The sequence below is a fragment of the Nocardia sp. NPDC003693 genome, from assembly GCF_053981095.1.
On record NZ_JBSFNO010000060.1, the window covers coordinates 22,247 to 40,611 of the forward strand.

At 70.1% G+C, this 18,365-nt stretch carries 17 protein-coding genes and 2 pseudogenes; 7 read left to right on the forward strand and 12 right to left on the reverse strand.

Annotation, left to right across the window (positions count from 1 at the left end; genetic code table 11):
• Positions 1-9: 9 nt before the first annotated feature.
• The 4 genes from ACWDOP_RS36970 (at position 10) to ACWDOP_RS36985 (ending at position 4,960) form a co-directional block, all read left to right on the forward strand.
• Positions 10-798: an META domain-containing protein gene (locus ACWDOP_RS36970; RefSeq protein ID WP_456348788.1), complete on the forward strand. Its 789-nt coding sequence runs from the start codon at positions 10-12 to the stop codon at positions 796-798.
• A 68-nt stretch (positions 799-866) separates the two neighbouring features.
• Complete coding sequence (locus ACWDOP_RS36975; protein ID WP_456348789.1) at positions 867-1,424, forward strand: exonuclease domain-containing protein; 558 nt, start codon at positions 867-869, stop codon at positions 1,422-1,424.
• Between the two features lie 85 nt (positions 1,425-1,509).
• Positions 1,510-3,726, forward strand: a complete 2,217-nt coding sequence (locus ACWDOP_RS36980; RefSeq protein ID WP_456348790.1) for a thiamine pyrophosphate-dependent enzyme — start codon at positions 1,510-1,512, stop codon at positions 3,724-3,726.
• A 271-nt stretch (positions 3,727-3,997) separates the two neighbouring features.
• Complete coding sequence (locus tag ACWDOP_RS36985; protein ID WP_456348791.1) at positions 3,998-4,960, forward strand: M56 family metallopeptidase; 963 nt, start codon at positions 3,998-4,000, stop codon at positions 4,958-4,960.
• Positions 4,961-5,056: 96 nt separating this feature from the next.
• Here ACWDOP_RS36985 and ACWDOP_RS36990 read toward each other — a convergent pair whose 3' ends face one another.
• The 5 genes and pseudogenes from ACWDOP_RS36990 to ACWDOP_RS37010 form a co-directional block, all read right to left on the reverse strand.
• Complete coding sequence (locus ACWDOP_RS36990; RefSeq protein ID WP_456348792.1) at positions 5,057-6,376, reverse strand: MFS transporter; 1,320 nt, start codon at positions 6,374-6,376, stop codon at positions 5,057-5,059.
• A gap of 302 nt (positions 6,377-6,678) precedes the next feature.
• A pseudogene (locus ACWDOP_RS36995) lies at positions 6,679-7,782 on the reverse strand (PLP-dependent cysteine synthase family protein); the annotation flags it as partial.
• 106 nt (positions 7,783-7,888) lie between these two features.
• Positions 7,889-8,293 carry a putative copper homeostasis (lipo)protein LpqS gene (gene lpqS / locus ACWDOP_RS37000; RefSeq protein WP_456348793.1) on the reverse strand — a complete coding sequence of 135 codons (405 nt, stop codon included), beginning with the start codon at positions 8,291-8,293 and terminating at the stop codon, positions 7,889-7,891.
• Between the two features lie 361 nt (positions 8,294-8,654).
• Positions 8,655-9,026, reverse strand: a complete 372-nt coding sequence (locus ACWDOP_RS37005; RefSeq protein WP_354986408.1) for a BlaI/MecI/CopY family transcriptional regulator — start codon at positions 9,024-9,026, stop codon at positions 8,655-8,657.
• A gap of 267 nt (positions 9,027-9,293) precedes the next feature.
• The gene (locus tag ACWDOP_RS37010) at positions 9,294-9,656 is read right to left on the reverse strand and encodes an ACT domain-containing protein (RefSeq protein ID WP_456348794.1); all 363 of its coding nucleotides are present in this window, start codon (positions 9,654-9,656) and stop codon (positions 9,294-9,296) included.
• A gap of 94 nt (positions 9,657-9,750) precedes the next feature.
• On the opposite strand from ACWDOP_RS37010, the gene ACWDOP_RS37015 reads away from it, so the two are divergent.
• Both ACWDOP_RS37015 and ACWDOP_RS37020 read left to right on the forward strand, forming a co-directional pair.
• Positions 9,751-10,569 (forward strand): TIGR02452 family protein, encoded by an 819-nt coding sequence (locus tag ACWDOP_RS37015; protein WP_456348795.1) that lies wholly within the window; start codon positions 9,751-9,753, stop codon positions 10,567-10,569.
• A 186-nt stretch (positions 10,570-10,755) separates the two neighbouring features.
• On the forward strand, positions 10,756-11,130 hold the full coding sequence (locus ACWDOP_RS37020) for a hypothetical protein (protein WP_456348796.1): 375 nt from the start codon (positions 10,756-10,758) through the stop codon (positions 11,128-11,130).
• A 75-nt stretch (positions 11,131-11,205) separates the two neighbouring features.
• Here the strand turns inward: ACWDOP_RS37020 and ACWDOP_RS37025 are convergent, their stop codons facing one another.
• Complete coding sequence (locus ACWDOP_RS37025) at positions 11,206-12,105, reverse strand: alpha/beta fold hydrolase (protein ID WP_456348797.1); 900 nt, start codon at positions 12,103-12,105, stop codon at positions 11,206-11,208.
• A 76-nt stretch (positions 12,106-12,181) separates the two neighbouring features.
• The gene (locus ACWDOP_RS37030; RefSeq protein ID WP_456348798.1) at positions 12,182-13,009 is read right to left on the reverse strand and encodes a class I SAM-dependent methyltransferase; all 828 of its coding nucleotides are present in this window, start codon (positions 13,007-13,009) and stop codon (positions 12,182-12,184) included.
• 37 nt (positions 13,010-13,046) lie between these two features.
• On the opposite strand from ACWDOP_RS37030, the gene ACWDOP_RS37035 reads away from it, so the two are divergent.
• A complete protein-coding gene (locus ACWDOP_RS37035) occupies positions 13,047-13,211 on the forward strand; it encodes a hypothetical protein (RefSeq protein WP_456348799.1) in 165 nt (54 codons plus the stop codon).
• A 23-nt stretch (positions 13,212-13,234) separates the two neighbouring features.
• Here ACWDOP_RS37035 and ACWDOP_RS37040 read toward each other — a convergent pair whose 3' ends face one another.
• The 5 genes and pseudogenes from ACWDOP_RS37040 to whiA all read right to left on the reverse strand — a co-directional run.
• Complete coding sequence (locus ACWDOP_RS37040) at positions 13,235-14,023, reverse strand: SDR family oxidoreductase (protein ID WP_456348800.1); 789 nt, start codon at positions 14,021-14,023, stop codon at positions 13,235-13,237.
• A 267-nt stretch (positions 14,024-14,290) separates the two neighbouring features.
• The gene (gene tpiA, locus ACWDOP_RS37045) at positions 14,291-15,076 is read right to left on the reverse strand and encodes a triose-phosphate isomerase (protein WP_454202985.1); all 786 of its coding nucleotides are present in this window, start codon (positions 15,074-15,076) and stop codon (positions 14,291-14,293) included.
• A gap of 3 nt (positions 15,077-15,079) precedes the next feature.
• On the reverse strand, positions 15,080-16,291 hold the full coding sequence (locus tag ACWDOP_RS37050; protein WP_454202984.1) for a phosphoglycerate kinase: 1,212 nt from the start codon (positions 16,289-16,291) through the stop codon (positions 15,080-15,082).
• A gap of 5 nt (positions 16,292-16,296) precedes the next feature.
• A complete protein-coding gene (gene gap / locus ACWDOP_RS37055; protein WP_454202983.1) occupies positions 16,297-17,313 on the reverse strand; it encodes a type I glyceraldehyde-3-phosphate dehydrogenase in 1,017 nt (338 codons plus the stop codon).
• Positions 17,314-17,540: 227 nt separating this feature from the next.
• Positions 17,541-18,365 (reverse strand): annotated as a pseudogene (gene whiA / locus ACWDOP_RS37060) (DNA-binding protein WhiA); the annotation flags it as partial.

The following is an 18,365-nucleotide window of genomic DNA, read 5'->3' on the forward strand; positions in this document are numbered from 1 at the left end:
ATCGGCTACATGTCAGCAACTCACAGATGGTGTGGCGTGCTGCTCGCCGCGTCCGTGGCCGCGCTCGCCGGGTGTTCGTCCGCCGCCGAGGACGACACACCGCCCGCCGAAACACCCATGGGCAAGGCCTACGTCTCCACCGAGGTCACGGGCACGCCCATTCCCGGCGGCGGCCCGCTGACCCTGACCTTCGCCGACAACCGGGTCACCGCGACCGCGGGCTGCAACACCGCCTCCGGCCCGGTGACCATCGACGGCCACACGCTGACGGTGGGCGAGATGGCCTCCACCCTCATGGGCTGCCCCGGCGACACCGCCGGGGCGGACGAGTGGATGGACGGGCTGCTGCGTTCGGGCCCGGACTGGACGCTCGACGGCCCGGATCTCACCCTCACCGGCAACGGCCTGACGGTGAAGCTGCTGGACCGCAAGGTCGCCCAGCCCGACCGGCCGCTCGCCGGGACGACCTGGGTCGTCACCGCGCTGCTGCGCCCCGAGGCCGAGGTGCGCTCGGTCGCCCTGGACGAGGCTCGTCCCACCCTGACCATCGCCCCGGACGGCGCGGTCTCGGGCAGCGCGGGCTGCAACCGCATGGTCGGCAAGGCCGCGGTCGCGGGCGACGAGGTGAGCTTCGAGGGCATCGGCACCACCAAGATGATGTGCGACGCGGCGATCATGGAGGTCGAGCAGCAGGTCCTCGAGGCGCTGAACGGAAAGACCACCGCCACCATCGATTCCGACACCCTGACGCTGCGCAACACCGCGAACGGGACCGGGCTGAAGTTCCGCGCGGAGTAGTCCCGCGCCCGCCCGGCGACCGAAAACCGCTGTCGCCGGGCGGGAATCGGCGGGTACCGTCCGCCGCTATGGACACGCATCTTCTGAACGTGGTCGACGTGGAGGCCACCTGCTGGGAAGGACAGAATCCGCCCGGCATGCCGAACGAGATCATCGAGATCGGCCTCTGCGTCCTGGACACGCGCACCCGGGAGCGGGTGGCCAAGCACAGCATCCTGGTGCGGCCCGAACGCTCCACCGTCAGCGAGTTCTGCACCCGGCTGACCACCCTGACCCCGGAACAGGTCGCCACCGGCGTCACCTTCGCCGAGGCGTGCGCGCTGCTGCGCACCGAGTTTCGCGCCGATTCCCGCGCGTGGGCGAGCTGGGGCGACTACGACCGCAAACAGTTCGAGCGCCAGTGCGCGGCCACGGGAGTGCGATATCCCTTCGGCAGCAGGCACACCAACGCGAAGGCGGCGTTCTCCGCCTCCCGCCGCACCCGGCGGCGGTTCGGCATGGCCGAGGCTCTGGGCGCGGCCGGACTGCCCCTGATCGGCACCCATCACCGGGGCGATGACGACGCGTGGAACATCGCGGCCCTCATCGCCGACATGATGGAACAGAGTGGGTGGCCCGCCGACTAGCCGACAGGTCCCGGTTCCCGTGGGGATCGGCGTTCCACATTTACTCTGAGGCCCGGCTTTAAGTGACATTTGGGACATACGGGAGGTGGGGAACATCAACGAGCGGGAAGCCGAACTCGATGCGTGGTTCCGAGCCGAAGTAGCGGCGGCCAGAGCCGGTGTCGCACGCCCGCAACAGGACCCGTTCGCCCCGGGCGATCCGCGCACCGGGGCGCAGTACCTGGAGCTGTTCGACGCCCAGGCCACCGCGCGCCACCTCGACCTCGCCGCCCGGCAGCTCACCCGCGACGGGCACGGGTACTACAGCATCGGATCCTCCGGGCACGAGGGCAACGTCGCGGTCGCGGCCGCGCTGCGGGCCACGGATCCGGCTCTGCTGCACTACCGTTCGGCCGCCTTCTTCGTGCACCGCGCCCGCCAGGTACCCGGACCGGACCCCATCCGGGATGTCCTGCTGGGGGTCACCGCGGCGATCGGTGATCCGATTTCCGGTGGGCGGCACAAGGTTTTCGGCAGCAAGGCCGCGAATGTCATCCCGCAGACCTCCACGATCGCCTCGCACCTCCCGCGCGCGGCCGGGCTGGCCTTCGCCATCGAACACGCCGCGCGGCTCGGGGTCCCGTGCGAGTGGCCGGAGGATTCGGTGGTGGTGTGCAGTTTCGGGGACGCATCGGCCAATCACTCCACCGCCGCCGGGGCCATCAACACCGCCGTGCACACCGCCCACCAGGGCGTACCGATGCCGGTGTTGTTCGTGTGCGAGGACAACGGACTGGGCATCAGCGTGCCCACCCCGCGCCAGTGGATCGAGCACGCCTACGGCTCGCGGCCCGGCCTGCGGTACTTCGAGGCCGACGGCGCGGATCTGCCCGCGGCCCTGGCCGTGGCCGGCGAGGCGGCGGACTGGGTTCGGGCGCAACGCAAACCCGCGTTCCTGCGGCTGCGCACCGTGCGCCTGCTCGGGCACGCGGGCTCCGATGTCGAGTCGGCCTATCGCCGCCCGGCCGATATCGCCACCGATCTGCGCGGTGATCCGGTGACCGCGACCGCGCGGCTGCTGATCGGCGCGGGCGTCGCCACCGCCGGGGAAATCCTGTGCCGCTACACCGATATCGGGGACCGCGTGGGCGCCGCCGCCGAAAAGGCCCGGGGCGAAAGCAAACTCACCACCGCGGCCGCTGTCATGGCGACTCTGGCCCCGTCCCGTCCCACGGTGGTGCGCACCGATGTATTGCGGACCGGGCCAGAACCCGAGCGCGCCGGAAATCGCCCGGGCGCCGACACCGGCGAGCAGTTGACCCTGGCGCAGGCGGTCAATCACACGCTCGGGCAACTGCTGGCGCGTGATCCGGACGTGCTGGTGTTCGGTGAGGACGTCGGCCGCAAGGGCGGGGTCTACGGGGTCACCAAGGGGCTGCAGCAGAGCTTCGGGGTCCGCCGGGTGTTCGACACACTGCTGGACGAACAGAGTGTGCTCGGCACCGCGCTGGGCGCCGGCCTGGCGGGGTTCGTGCCGATTCCGGAGATCCAGTACCTGGCCTACGTGCACAACGCCGAGGATCAGGTCCGGGGCGAGGCGGCGACGCTGTCCTTCTTCTCCGCGGGCAGCTATCGCAATCCGCTGGTCGTCCGGATCGCGGGCTACGCCTACCAGAAGGGATTCGGCGGGCACTTCCACAACGACAATTCCCTTGCCGCGCTGCGGGATATCCCGGGCGTGGTGATCGCCTCGCCCGCGCGCGGGGACGACGCGGCGGCCATGCTGCGCACGTGCGTGTCGGCGGCGCGGGTGGACGGGCGGGTGTGCGTGTTCCTCGAGCCGATCGCGCTCTATCACACCCGCGATCTGTACCGCGACGGCGACAACGGCTGGCTCGCACCGGTTTCCGGCGTCCGGCATGCCGAGATCGGGCAGGGGCGGGTGCACGGCAGCGGCACCCACCTCACCATCGTGAGTTTCGCCAACGGGGTGCCGATGAGCCTGCGGGTGGCGCGCAGGCTCGCCGAGCGCGGCATTCACGCGCGGGTGCTGGACCTGCGCTGGCTCGCCCCGCTGCCGATCGAGGATCTGCTGGACTGCGCCCGGGCCACCGGGCGCGTGCTCATCGCCGACGAAACCCGGCGCAGCGGCGGGGTTTCCGAGGCGGTGTGCGCGGCGCTGGTCGACGCCGGTTTCGACGGGCGCGTGGCGCGAGTCACCAGCGAGGACAGTTTCGTCCCGCTCGGACCCGCGGCCGGGACGGTGCTGCTGGACGAGGAGCGGATCGAGGCGGCGGCGAACGCGCTGCTCGCGGCGCGCTGAGCGGGCGCCGGAGGGGTGTGCGACGAGCGGGCGGAGCCTGATGGAGGGTTACACCCCGGCCGCTCGTCGGCGACGCCGGTCCGGTCGGCGCCCCTGTGCCGTTGAGGGGACGACACAAGCTATCTACGTTCTACGTACGTAGATAGTATTACCGGACAATGGGCGCGAATCGCAACTCATCGCGCGGTAAGGATCCGCTCAGGATCGCTACGTACACTCGGGCCGATTCGAGGAGGAACGCAATGGGGCGGGCTCTACGGCAGGGGAAGCATTGACGGTCGCGGCATGTCTACTGCTCTACGGATTCGCCGTCGCGGTGCTCGCGCCGCGGCTGCTGTGCCGGGCCGGACATGGGGGCGCGACCCCGCGCGTGGCGCTGGCGGCCTGGCTGGCCGCGCTGGGGTCGACCGTGCTGGCGTGGGTGGTCGCCCTTTTCATGCTGGTGCTGGATCTGGCCACGCACCGCCTCACCACGGTCCCGCAGCGGTTCCTCGACACCTGCATGGTGCATCTGCACGACGCCGCGCTCGGTGCGTACGGCACACCGGTGCAGGCGGGCCTGCTGGGGCTGGCCGGGGTCTCGACCCTGGCGGCCGGGGTGCTGGCCGCGCGGGTGAGCAACTCGCTGCTGCGGGCGCGCAGGCTGACCTTCGAGCACGCGCGCATGGCCCGGCTGGCCGGGCGCCATCATCCCGAACTGGACGCGGTGGTCCTGCCGGTGGACGAGCCCGCCGCGTATTGCGTTGCGGGCAAACCACATACGGTGGTGGTGAGCCGGGGCGTCCTGAGCGCCCTGGACGATCGGCACCTGGACGCGGTGCTCAGCCACGAGCGCGCGCACCTGGCCGGGCGGCATCATCTGATCCTCGCGCTGACCCGCGGGCTGTCCACGGCCATGCCACGGATCTCGCTGTTCGTCCTGGGCGAGCACGAGGTGGCGCGCCTGCTCGAGATGATCGCCGACGACGTCTCGGCGCGAATTCACGGCCGGGGCACGGTCTTACAGGCGCTGCTGACCCTGTCCGGCATCGCCACCGGCCCGGCCGGCGCGCTCGGCGCCGCCGAGGTCGGGCTGGCGAGCCGGGTGGAACGGCTGGCCGCGCCCGCCGCGGCGGCCACCCGGTTCCGGGAACGACTCGCCCTGGCCGCGGCGGCGGGCACGGCGACGCTCGTACCCCTGGCCGCGGTGCTGACGGCCATCGTCGGGCTCACCATCTGCGACCCCATCAACTGAGACACGGCCGGATCCGATACCGCCGCAGCGGTATCGGATGCGCTGCCGGTGCGGTGGCTCGGGCAGCGCGGACCGCGCACCCCGGGCCGGCTCGAGTCAGCGGGTCCGTTCGCCGGTGAACACCGGGAGCCGGAGCGTGTCGGGATCGGCGACCACCGGGAAGCGATCGGTGATCGGATCGGCCTGCTCGACCGGTACGGCGGGCGTGCGCCGGTCGAGCAGATGCAGCGCGACGGCCGCGAGGGCCCCGATCACCGCCAGGCCGATCCATACCGCCCACGTCGCCCCCGCGTCCCGGGCCGCGCCGAATACCGCACCGGTGGCGAGGTTTCCGAACAGGATGCCCACCCCCACGACGGTGTTGTAGAAGCCGTAGTGGGTGGCGACCAGGCGATTGCCGGACAGGGCCACCACGGTGTCCATCTCGAACGGGAAGACCGCCGCCGTCCCGACCGCCAGCAGCGCGGCGGTGATCAGCAGCGCGGTGATCGCGGCGGCCGCACCGAACACCGTCGCCGTCGGCGCGATCGCCAGCGGCAGGAACGAGAGAGCCAGCACGGTCATACCGGCGACCAGGGCACGGCCCGAACCCCAGCGCGAGCGCAGCAGGCCGGTGATGCGGAGCTGTCCGGCCACGGCCACCACCCCGGAGATGACGAACACCGCCGAGGTGACCGTCTGCGCGTTCGCGCCCGCGATGAACTCGGCCTGCAGCGGCAGTGCCAGGTACACCTGGAACGACAGCACGTACGAGCCGATCATGGCGAGGGAGAACAGTACGAACGGGCGATTGGCCACCACCGTGCGCCAGTCCGCCAGCACCGACGCACCCGGCGCTTCGGCGCCCCGGCGGGCGGGCAGCGCGAACAACTGGGCGATCGTCAGCAGCGCGAAGACCGCGGCGGCCGACGTCGCCACCACCCGGAAGTCCACCGACAGCAGCGCGAGCCCGACGAGCGGGCCGGCCAGGATCCCGGCCTGATAGAAGACGTTGAACACCGCGAACGCCTCGACCCGCCGCTCCCCCGCCTCGGCCGCGAGGTAGGCCCGCACCGCGGGATTGAACAGCGCCCCCGCGAATCCCGTTGCCGCCGAAGCGATGAGCAGCGCCGGCAGCGAGGACGCGAAGGCCAGCAGCACGAATCCGCCGGTGCGCAACAGACATCCGGCCACGATGAGCGGCTTGTACCCGAGCCGGTCGGCGAGCGTGCCGCCGACCAGGAACATGCCCTGCTGCGAGAAGTTCCGCACCCCGAGCACCAGGCCGACGGCCCAGGCCGCCAAACCCAATGGCCCGGCCAGGTATCCGGCCAGGTACGGCATCAGCATGTAGAAGCCCAGGTTGATCCCGAACTGGTTGACCATGAGCAGCTGCGCCGCGGTGTCGAACCCCCGGAATTTGGTCAGGACGCTCACCGCGGATCACCCACCCGGCGCGCGCTCGAGTCCGCACGGCGCTCGGGCTCGGACCGCGACCCGCTCGCGCCACCGAGGGCACGACGCGCGACGTCCGCCGTATTGCTTTGCACAACAGCGGCATTCGAACCCCCCGGGATCGCGTGGGTGTCCGCCACCGCATCTCGCGCCCGGGCTCCCGGGCTGGGGCGCTTCGGTACCGCAGCCCCATCGACCGCCCCGGCGGCGTCGCCGGCCGCTGCGAGCGGTACAGGGGTGCTCGGGACGCCGCCGCGTGAATCCCGATCGGCCGCACCGGCGCCGGGGTCGACGACCGTCGTGCAGCGGGTCCAGGACGTCACCTGGCGTTCGCGGGGGTGGGCGATCCGGTCCGGGGTGGTGGGCGGCGGCGCGTCGAGCAGGCCGTGCTCGTGGCAGTAGGCGTCGTTGTAGACGGTGTCGAAGTAGCGATGCGGGCCGTCGGGGAAGACGGCGGCGACGCGGGTGCCGGGGGCGTGGGTGCGGGCGGCCCAGCCCGCGACCAGGGCCACCGCGCCGACGCTCCAGCCGCCGCTGGCGTGGTGGGTGGCGGCCAGGGTCCGGCACGCCCACACCGCTTCGGACGGTGCCACCCAATGGATTTCGGCGAAGGCGGCGTAGTCGACGTTGCGGGGGTAGATGCTCGAGCCGAGACCGCGCATGAGGCGGGGGCCCGCGTCCTGGCCGAAGATCGTGGAGGCGACGGTGTCCACGCCGATCAGGCGCAGCGCCGGGTTGTGGCGGCGCAGCACACGGGCCACACCGGCCGAATGCCCGCCGGTGCCGACCGCGCACACCAGGACGTCCACGCCGCCGAGCTGTTCGAGGAGCTCGAGCGCCAGGGACTCGTAGCCGTCGACGTTGTCGGGATTGCTGTACTGGTCGGGGCACCAGGCCCCGGGTTCGGCGGCGAGCAGTTCGGCGACCCGGTCGCGGCGGGCCTGCTGCCAGCCGCCGGTGGGATGCGGGCTGCGCACGAGGTCGACCTGCGCGCCGTAGGCGGTGAGCATGCGGGCCACCATCGGTTCCAGACCGGGATCGGTCACCACGGTCACCGGGTGGTGGTAGACCAGCCCGGCCAGCGCGAGTCCCAAACCCAGTGTGCCGCTGCTCGATTCGACGACGCGTGCGCCCGGGGCCAGATCGCCGCGGGCCACGGCGCGGCGCACCATGTGCAGGGCCGGGCGATCCTTCATCCCGCCCGGATTGCAGCCTTCGAGTTTGGCCCAGAATCCCCGTCCCGCCGAGGCGAAGGGTTTCCCGACCCACAGCAGCGGGGTGTTGCCGACCAGGGCGCGCGGCGCGCGGGCGGCGTGGGGCGCGGCGAGCACGAAGTCCTCGGCCGTGCCGCCGAATCGGGCGGACGGGCCGTGCAGAAGCTTGTCCATGAGAGTCGCTTTCGGTATCGGAACCGCCCCCGCGGGGACGGTCGTGACGTGCGCGGGCAGCGAACACCGGCCGGTGGGAAACACACACCGGCCTGGCGCTGACCGATCAGCGTCGGGCGATACACAGGCGCGTCAACAGCATTCGGCCGCTGACGATGGCGTACGAGGTCCGGGGCGGGCCGCGGGACCCACCGGGGAGTGCGAGCAACAGCACCGGCAGGACGAGCACCGCCGCGGGTTGCGCGGGCGCGGTCGCCGAGGGCGCGGCGGCCACGGCGCCGGGCAGGGTGGCCTTGTCGCAATGCCACTGCGCCGACGGGCAGTGATCGGCGGCCGGCGCCACCGTCCCGGCCCCGCTCGGCGCGGCCGACACGCTGACGACCGGTTCGTGGGTGTGCCCGTGCGGGCGCAGCAGCATGCAGTCGGCGACCGCCCCGGCCGCGAACAGCATCGCGACCACGAGGGCTCCGAGAACGAACAGGTCGCGCCGGATGTGCGGCACAGCAGCCACCGGCTCTCCCTTCCCGTCACGAATACGATTGGACCAGCGGTCTTTTCGGTCGGATCAGGTGCGTGCGGGCAACCTGATTGACATCCCTCCGAAACAATCTACTATCTCCGTACGTACTTAGTTCGAACCGTGTGAGCGAGTCCACGATCACACTCGAACGCGCGACGGTACCGACGGGAGGCGCGATGACAGGCACGGCCGTCGTCGGCGCGCGGGCCGTCGAACGGCGATGTCCGGGCACGACGCCGGCCCGATCGACGGGCGCGAGTTCGGCCCGATGTACGGGCGCAACGTCCCTTCGACCGGCGGGTACGGCCCGACGTTCGGCGTCATTCCCGGCCGCGCGCCGGGACGCACGCGATCAGTCGCGCTTGCGGGCCAGTTTGCGCAGCGCGGTGCGCAGCCCTTCCGATTCCTCCGCGCTCATCTGCTCGACGAAATGCGCGAGCACCAATTCCGAGCGACCACCGCTACCGAGGGCCTCGCGCATGAGCCGCGCGCTGTATTCCTCACGGGTCAGCGTGGGCCAGTAGTGGTACGCCTTGCCGACTCGCTCGCGTTCGAGCCAGCCTTTGCGATGCAGATTGTCCATGGTGGACATGACCGTGGTGTAGGCGATGTCGCGTTCGGCGGCGAGCCCGTCGAACACCTCGCGCACGGTCGTCTTCTCGGCGCGGTCCCAGATCCGTTCGATCACGACCGCTTCCAGTTCACCGAAGCCTCGCGCTCCCACTTCTCATGTCTCCTCACCTCACGGCGCACCGGACGCGCACCGTGTGCCAGCCAACTGGCCAGTTGCGTAGTTCCTGATCGTAGGGGTGCGCCGGCACGCACTCGAGCACTTGCCCAGGCGCGTAGGACATACCCGTTCGAGTACGTCCTACGTACGTAGACCGTAATATCGTGCACCCGACCCGCCCGCCGCGCAACTCGGCGACACACGCGCCGCGCAGGGCGTTCGCCGAGGCAGCGGGGCTCGCCGACGCAAGCGGCGGCCGGATCAGTCGGGCAGGCGATGCCCCGCCGCGCGCAGCACGTCCGCGGCCTCGGTGAGCCGCTGTTCGGGCACCAGCACCAGATCGGCGTGATAGGTCGAGGCCACGAACACCGGAATCTGCGATTCGGCCAGCGGGGTGATGAGTGAGGCCAGCATGCCCGGCGTATCGACCGCGTGCCCGCCGTCGCTGTAGAAGCCCTTCCAGCGCTCGGCATCGACCCACGGCGGGCACTCGCGAATCACGGTGAGCCCCTCGGGCGCTCGCACCAGCGCGATCCACTCGTCGTCTTCGGGGAAGGTCGAATTCGGCAGGTGCTCCACCGCGAACTGCGACGGGACGATGCGCAAACGCTGGGTGCGGGTCATAGCGGCATCGTAATCGCCGCCGACCCACGGAGATTTAGTAGATGCGACCAAAATTCGGGTGACGGGCGCGCCGGGTGCCCGTACGGTCTCGGGCATGAGCAGTCCCAAATACCTTGCCGCGCAGAACGAGGAGATCGCGGATCGCGGCGGATACCGGACGCCGGCGGGGGTCGAGGTCGAGATCGCCGCAACGCTGGCGGCCGCCCGCGCGGGCACGGTGTCGTACACCCCGGACGACGCGGTGAACACCACCGCCCGCGGCCCCTTCCGCGGGACGCCCGAGGTGACCGGCGAGGGCAGCATCGAGGCGGCGCGCCGGCTGGTCGACTCCGGCGGAACCGCCGTCGCGGTACTGAATTTCGCCTCGGCCCGCAATCCCGGTGGCGGCTACCTGCGCGGCGCACGGGCACAGGAAGAAGACGTGTGCCGCAGCGCGCTGCTGTACCGCACGCTGCTCGAGGCGCCGGATTACTATGCGGCACACCGGGCGTCCACCGACCTGCGCTACAGCCATCGCGTGATCTTCTCGCCGGACGTCCCGGTGATCCGGGATCGGCACAACGAACTGCTGGCCGCGCCCTTCCCCGTGTCGTTCCTGACCTCGCCCGCCCCGAACGCCGGCCAACTGGCCCTGCGCGCGGGAGCACCGGTGCCGGTGCGCGAGGTGCTGATCGAACGCGCCGATCGGGTGCTCGCCATCGCCGCGCGGCACGGGGTGCGCGATCTCGTCCTCGGCGCGTGGGGTTGCGGGGTGTTCGCCAACGACCCGGCCGAGGTGGCCGAGGCGTTCGATCTCGCCCTGCGCAGGCACGGCGCGGGCTTCGAACGGGTGGTCTTCGCAGTGTGGGATCGCAAGGAGAGGTCCGTGAACCGGATCGCGTTCGATGCTCGATTCGGTACGCGCGCAGGGTGATCGAATACCACGGGCCGCACGCTCCGCGCAGGTGATCACGAGGATGCGTGAAACCCCCGCATCGCGTATCCGGAGCCATTAGCCTCCGAAACACTCAATTTTCACTTGTTGGGTGCCGGTCCTCCCCGCCGGCGCCCGGCCGGACCGGACCCGCTCGGCGCGGCTCCGCCGAAAGGAACCGAACCCATGCGCAATGCCTTGCTGGCCAACGGAATAGCCCTGACCGCCGCGGCCCTGATGGCGGCCGCGGCGCCCGCGTCGGCCACCACCGGAATCATGGACATCGACGCGACCTTCCTGGTCGGGGTCGACATCCAGCCCGGCGTCTACACCACCACCACGGCCGCGACCGTCTGCGCCTGGGCGCGACTGAACGCCATCACCCCGGACGTGACCGCCATTCTCGAGAGCGGCGGCGCGATCAACGGCAAGGTCACCGTGGAGATCAAGTCCACCGACGTCGCCTTCTACACCGCGGGCTGCGGCACCTGGACGCTGAAGACCACGACCACCACCGGATCGGGCGGGTCCGGGTCCTTCGGCAGCACCGGCTCGTCCTAGTCGAACCGCGAGCGCTCGCCCGGAACCTTCACCCCTCAGAGGTTCCGGGCGAGCGGCTCCCCCGGCGGTTCGCCGTCAGGCGCGCTCGGCGGGCAGGTGATCGTGCTGGGCGATGAAGGACAGGATGCGGGGAATCACCCGCTCCGGAATCTGGTCCAGCACAGCATGTCCCATGCCCGGGTAGATCTCGGACTCCCCGTGCGGGAGATGCTCGGCGATCCGCTCGGCCGATCGCCGAGGGTCGCATCCCAGCGATTCGCTACCGAAGATCGCCAGTGTCGGCGTGGAAATCGACCGCAGCTCGGCATCGTCGAACACCCGCGGCCATCCGACCGTGGACCGGTAGCCGATGGCGGTTTTCAGGCAGGCCATGGTCTTGTCGTCGATGCGGCTGCCCGGGGTGAGCCACTCGCTGAGTTTCCGCAGATTCGCGTCCGTCGGGCGGGCGCTGAGCCGGATCACCTTGAACAGCACCCGCAGTTTCATCTTCGTGAAGACGCCGGGTTCGATCAGCGACAGGCTCGCCAGCCGCCGCGAACCGTGCAGGGCGATGATCGATCCGGTCCACGAGCCCTGCGAGTACCCCACCACGTGCGCTCGCTCGACACCGAGACCGGCCATGACCTCGTCGAACCACACCGCGAAGTTCCGCTCCCCCACCGGCGCGGTCTGTATCGTGCGGCCGGCCGCGCCGATGGTATCCAGGGCGTAGACGGTGCGATCGCGGGCGAACGCCTCGATGAAGCGGTGCCAGTACAGGCCGTTGCCCGGGAAGGGATGCAGGAGCACGATCGGCGCTCCCGTGCCCGATCCCGAGCGGCGCACGTGGGTCGAGCCGAACCGGGTCGGAATGTCGTAGCGCTCGGCGGGCAGCGGCCAGAGCGCCTCCAGCTCGTCGTACGCGCGGTCGTGCGCCGCGCGCGCCTCGTCGTTCTCGAACCGCCCGATCTTGTCCGCCATCGCTCTCCCCTTCATCAACTTTGATGGTACGAACATATCACGTAATTGGTACGGACATACCATCAAGGTCCGGGAAGCGCCTCCGACCAGGTCAGGAGTCGGCAGCGCGGGCCCGGATCAGCCAGCACGCGGCGGCGAAGCGGACCTCGTCGCCGACAACGAACGGCTCGAACGCGGCGCGGACGACGGGGACCACCCGATCCCGGGTCTGCTCGTCCGCCCCGGCCAGGGCGATGCCGACGTGACCCATTTGCGTGACGTAGCGGGTCAGATCCGCTTCGGCGAAGGAACATTCGGTGTCGATGGGCCGCAGGTCGATGTCGGTCCAGCCACTCGCGGCCAGGATCTTCCGCACGAAATCCTCGTCGGCGAAACCGAATTGGCCGGGGGCGTTGGGAATGCGGACCGGCAGCCCGGGCAGCAGGGGCGCGGCGGCCCGTTCGGCGGTGGTCATGAACGGGTTTTCCGCGGCGTCACGCCAGGCTATGCAGCGCAGTTCGCCGCCGGGACGGGTCGCCGCGCGCAGATTCGCGAAGGCCGCGACCGGGTCCGGGAAGAACATGACGCCGAAGCGGGACATCACCATGTCGTAGGTCTCGGGCTCGAAGCCGAAGGTTTGCGCGTCGGCGACCACGAAGGACGCGGGGCTGTCCGCGGCACTCGCCCGTTCGCGGGCGGCGGCGACCATCTGATCGGAGATGTCCAGGCCCACGCAGGTGCGTACGCCCGGAATCCGGGTCGCCCCCACCGTCGTGACACCGGTGCCGCAGCCGACATCGAGCACCCGCTCCCCCGAAACCCCTTCCAGGAGAATCTCTTCGAACGGTTTCAGCACCCGGTCGAGGAGTGCCTGCGAGGTCACCCAGGCGCTGCCCGCCTGTCCGTTCCACCGCTCGTGCTGCCCCTGCTCGTCACTCATCGGCTCGTCTCCCTTGCGTCGGCGTCGGAAATATCGGATGCTTCGAGCGTCTCAGTTCAACGAACTCGACCGCTCGATCCGCGACCTGACCGCCATGCGCGACGCGCTCCGGCACGCCGCGGCCTGCCCGCATCCCTCGCATCTGGACTGCCCGACCTTCAATCGCCTGCTCGCCACGGCGACGGCACGGTCCCGGTCCTAGCCGCCCAGCCCCAAACTCGCCTGTTACCTGCGCATTCCGCGCAGCCAGCGGTCGTAGTCCGACCCCTTCTGGCGGTACATGTCCAGCACCTGCGGATGCGGCAGGATCAGGAAGTGTTCCTCGGCGACGGCGGCGAGGGTCACCTCGGCGACCGCGTCCGGCTCGAGCACCTCGCCCGCCGCCGTGACCGCCCGCGCGACCGGATGCGCGGCCGCCGCCTCGGGATCCCCCTGGTTCAACAACTCGGTGTTGACCCCCATCGGGCACAGGCAACTGACCCGAATACCCTTGTCCCCGTAGGTGATATGCAGCCACTCCGCGAATCCGACCGCCGCGTGCTTGGTCACCGAGTAGGTCGCCGACCCGATCTGCGTGAGCAGTCCGGCCGCCGACGCGGTGCTGATGAAATACCCTTCGCCCCGCTCGACCCACCCCGGCACCAGCAACCGCGCGGCCCGCACGTGCGCCTGGACGTTGACCCCCAGCGCCCGATCCCACTCCGCGTCGTCCGCGTCCAGCCCCAGCGCCCCGATGATCCCCGCGTTGGCGAAATACATGTCCACCGGCCCGAATTCGCGCTCGGCCAGCGCGATCAATTCCGCGATGCGCGCACTGTCGGTGACATCGGCCCCGGCCCCGGCCACCGCCCCCGGGTGCTCCGCGTTCACCCGCTCGGTGACCTCTTTCGCCGCGGACTCGTCGATGTCGGCGGCGACGACCCGCGCCCCGCCGGCGGCCAGCGCCCGCACCAGCGCCGCCCCGATCCCCCGCCCCGCACCGGTAACGATGGCCACCTTGCCGGAAACCTGCACGCGCGTATCTCCTCCGCCTTCGGGACAATCCGGCCTCGACTATTCCACAGCGCGATGCCCCGGCCTTTGACGACAACGGCCAGATTTCCGGCTTTCGACGACCGGTTCGCCGATGCCACCGGCATGGTTCGGCCATGCTTCGAACGCGCCGGGCGGGAGGCGGAGATCGCTCGGTCGAGGACGACCGATCACGTGCCCCGAGAAAGGCGCAGCGCCGGACATCCGTGGATGTCCGGCGCTGCGGGTACTGCCTTGTGTGGCGGGCCTTTACGGCAGCGGACCGCCGGCGGCGATCGCCGAGAGGGTGGCGAACTCGTCACCCTTCAGGGACGCGCCACCCACCAGGGCGCCGTCGATGTCGGTCTGGCCGACCAGCTCGCCGACGTTCTTGGCGTTGACCGAACCGCCGTACAGGACGCGAACGCCCGCCGCCACTTCGGGATTCGCCAGTTCGGCGAGCTCCTTGCGGATGGCGCCGCAGACTTCCTGCGCGTCGGCCGGGGTGGCGACCTTACCGGTGCCGATGGCCCAGACCGGCTCGTAGGCGATGACGACCTGGGAGATCTCCTCGGCGGTCAGGCCCTTGAGCGAGCCGCGCAGCTGCTCGAGGTTGTACTCGACGTGCGTGCGCGCCTCGCGGACGCCCAGGCCCTCACCGATGCAGACGATCGGGGTGATGCCGTACTTGAGCGCCTGCTTGGCCTTGGCCAGGACCGTGGCGTCGTCCTCCAGGTGGTACTGGCGACGCTCGGAGTGGCCGACCACGACGAAGGAGCAGCCCAGCTTGGCCAGCATGGAACCGCTGATCTCGCCGGTGTAGGCGCCCTCGTCGTGGGTGGAGACGTCCTGCGCGCCGTAGGTGAGCAGCAGGCGATCGCCCTCGACCAGGGTCTGCACGCTGCGCAGATCGACGAACGGCGGGATCACCGTGACGTCGACCTTCGCGAAGTACTTCTCCGGCAGGGCGAACGCGATCTTCTGCACCAGGGAGATGGCCTCGAGGTGATTGAGGTTCATCTTCCAGTTGCCGGCGATCAGAGGCTTACGTGCCATGGGTCAGTCCTCCAGAACGGAGATGCCGGGAAGTTCCTTGCCCTCCAGGTATTCCAGCGACGCGCCGCCGCCGGTGGAGATGTGCGAGAAACCGTCGTCCGGCAGGCCCAGGGTGCGCACGGCCGCGGCCGAATCGCCGCCGCCGACCACCGTGAACGCGCCCTTGCCGGTGGCCACCGCGATGGCCTCGGCGACGCCGCGGGTGCCCGCGGAGAACTTCTCGAACTCGAACACGCCCATCGGGCCGTTCCAGAACACCGTCTTGGCCTCGGTCAGCAGCGCGCCGAAACGCGCGGTCGACTCGGGACCGATGTCCAGGCCCATCCAGCCGTCCGGAATCTCGTTGGCCGAGACCACCTTCGACTCCGCGTCCGCCGCGAACTTGTCGGCGACCACGATGTCCCGGGGCAGGTGGATGACATCGGCGTACTTCTCGAGCAGACCCTTGCAGGTGTCGATCATCTCTTCCTGCAGCAGTGAGCCGCCGACCGGAAGTCCCTGCGCCGCAAGGAAGGTGAAGCACATGCCGCCGCCGATGACGAGCGTGTCGACCTTGGGCGCGAGCGCCTCGATGACCGCCAGCTTGTCCGAGACCTTCGAACCGCCGAGCACGACCGCGTACGGGCGCTCCGCGTTCTCGGTCAGCTTCTTCAGCACCTCGGTCTCGGCCGCGACGAGGCCGCCCGCGTAGTGCGGGAGCACCTTGGCCACGTCGTAGACCGATGCCTGCTTGCGGTGCACGACACCGAAACCGTCGGACACGAACGCGCCGTCGTCACCGACCAGCTCGACCAGCGCGTTGGCCAGCTTGGCCCGCTGCGCGTCGTCCTTGCTGGTCTCGCGCGGATCGAAACGGATGTTCTCGAGCAGCAGCACGTCACCGTCGGTGAGGCCCTCGGACCGCGCGAGCGCGTCCTGGCCCACCACGTCGCCGGCGAGCTGGACGTTGCGGCCCAGCTCCTCGGCCAGGCGCGCCGCCACCGGGGCGAGCGAGAGCTTCGGGTCCGGCTCGCCCTTCGGGCGACCCAGATGCGCCGTCACGACGACCTTGGCGCCGGCTTCCGCGAGCGCCTTGATGGTCGGCGCGGACGCGATGATGCGGCCCGGGTCGGTGATGACACCGTTGTCGAGGGGAACGTTGAGGTCCGAGCGCACGAGCACGCCCCGGCCCTCGACGCCCTCGGTCAGCAGATCCTGGAGAGTCTTGATCGTCATCGGGCTCAGAGCGACTTGCCGACGAGGCCGATGAGGTCGGCGAGGCGGTTGGAGTAGCCCCACTCGTTGTCGTACCAGGAGGCGATCTTGACCTGGTTGTCGATGACCTGGGTCAGCGGCGCGTCGTAGATCGAGGAGTGCGGGTCCGTCACGATGTCGGTGGAGACGATCGGATCGGTGTTGTACTTCAGGATGCCCTTGAGCGGGCCGTCGGCGGCGGCCTTCATGGCGGCGTTGATCTCGTCGACGGTCGCGGCCTTCTTCAGCACCACGGTCAGGTCGGTGAGCGAACCGGTCGGAACCGGCACGCGCAGCGCGTAGCCGTTGAGCTTGCCCTGCAGCTCGGGCAGCACCAGGCCGATGGCCTTGGCGGCGCCGGTGCCGGTGGGCACGATGTTCAGCGCGGCGGCGCGGGCGCGACGCAGATCCTTGTGCGGGGCGTCCTGCAGGTTCTGGTCCTGGGTGTACGCGTGCACGGTGGTCATGAGGCCGTGCTCGATACCGAAGGAGTCGTTGAGCACCTTGGCGATCGGGCCCAGGCAGTTGGTGGTGCACGAGGCGTTGGAGATGATGTTCTGCGAGCCGTCGTACTTGTCGTCGTTCACGCCCATCACGATGGTGATGTCCTCGCCGGAGGCCGGGGCGGAGATGATGACCTTCTTCGCGCCGGCGGCCAGGTGGCCCTTCGCCTTGGCGGAATCGGTGAAGATGCCGGTGGACTCGACGACCACGTCGACATTCAGGTCGGCCCACGGCAGGGCGGACGGGCCCTCCTTGATGGCGAGCGCCTTGATGCGCTGCTCCCCGACCACGATGTAGTCACCGTCGACCGAGACGTCCTGCGGCAGCCGACCCAGGATGGAGTCGTACTTCAGCAGTGTCGCCAGGGTCTGGATGTCGGTCAGGTCGTTGACCGCGACAATCTCGATGTCGGTGGTGCCGAGGGCCTTCAGCGCCTCGACGGCCCGGAAGAAGTTACGTCCGATGCGGCCGAAGCCGTTGATCCCTACCCGGACAGTCACGTTATCGCTCCTCAGTTGTGTCGCGGAACTTATTCTGTTGCACCCCTCACCCTAGACCGTCACGCGAACGTAACGGACAGGCCCCTCTCACGGCCGCGGGGCAGCCTGTGAGCAGGTGACACCGCCCGTACTGGGCGGTATGCGGGGGTGCGTGGAAACACCGATGGCACCGCACCTTTGTCGAGGTGCGGCGCCATCAGGTCATTATGTCCGATTTCAGGACACGATCATGCCTCTTCCAACAACTCTGCGGTGACGGCGGATTCGGTATCCGGCACCCCGAGTTCCTTGGCGCGGCGATCGGCCATGGACAGCAGGCGTCGAATACGGCCCGCCACAGCGTCTTTGGTCATCGGCGGATCGGCCAGCTGACCGAGCTCCTCCAGCGACGCCTGACGATGCAGGACCCGCAGTTTGCCGGCGGCGGCCAAATGATCGGGCACGTCGTCGGCCAATATCTCCAGTGCGCGCTCCACGCGGGCGGCGGCGGCTACCGCGGCCCGGGCCGAGCGACGCAGGTTTGCGTCATCGAAATTCGCCAGGCGGTTCGCGGTCGCGCGGACTTCGCGGCGCATGCGCCGTTCCTCCCACGTGAGCCGCGTGTCCTGGGCGCCCATGCGGGTGAGCAGCGCCCCGATGGCCTCGCCATCGCGCACCACCACCCGATCGGTGCCGCGGACCTCGCGCGCTTTGGCCGAGATGCCCATGCGCCGTGCCGCGCCGACCAGAGCGAGAGCGGCCTCCGGTCCGGGGCAGCTCACCTCCAGCGCCGACGATCGGCCCGGCTCGGTGAGCGAGCCGTGCGCGAGAAACGCTCCGCGCCAAGCGGCTTCGGCGTCACCGATGCTGCCGCCGACGACCTGCGCGGGCAGACCCCGCACGGGACGTCCGCGCACATCGAGCAACCCGGTCTGGCGCGCGAGCGCCTCGCCTTCCTTAGATACCCGAACTACGTACTCAGTTCGGAAGCTGTGTCGCCCGTGCTCAACACCAACAACGGTGCGGCATCGGCGATCATGTCGCGCAGGCGGGCGGCCGGATACTCGGGATCG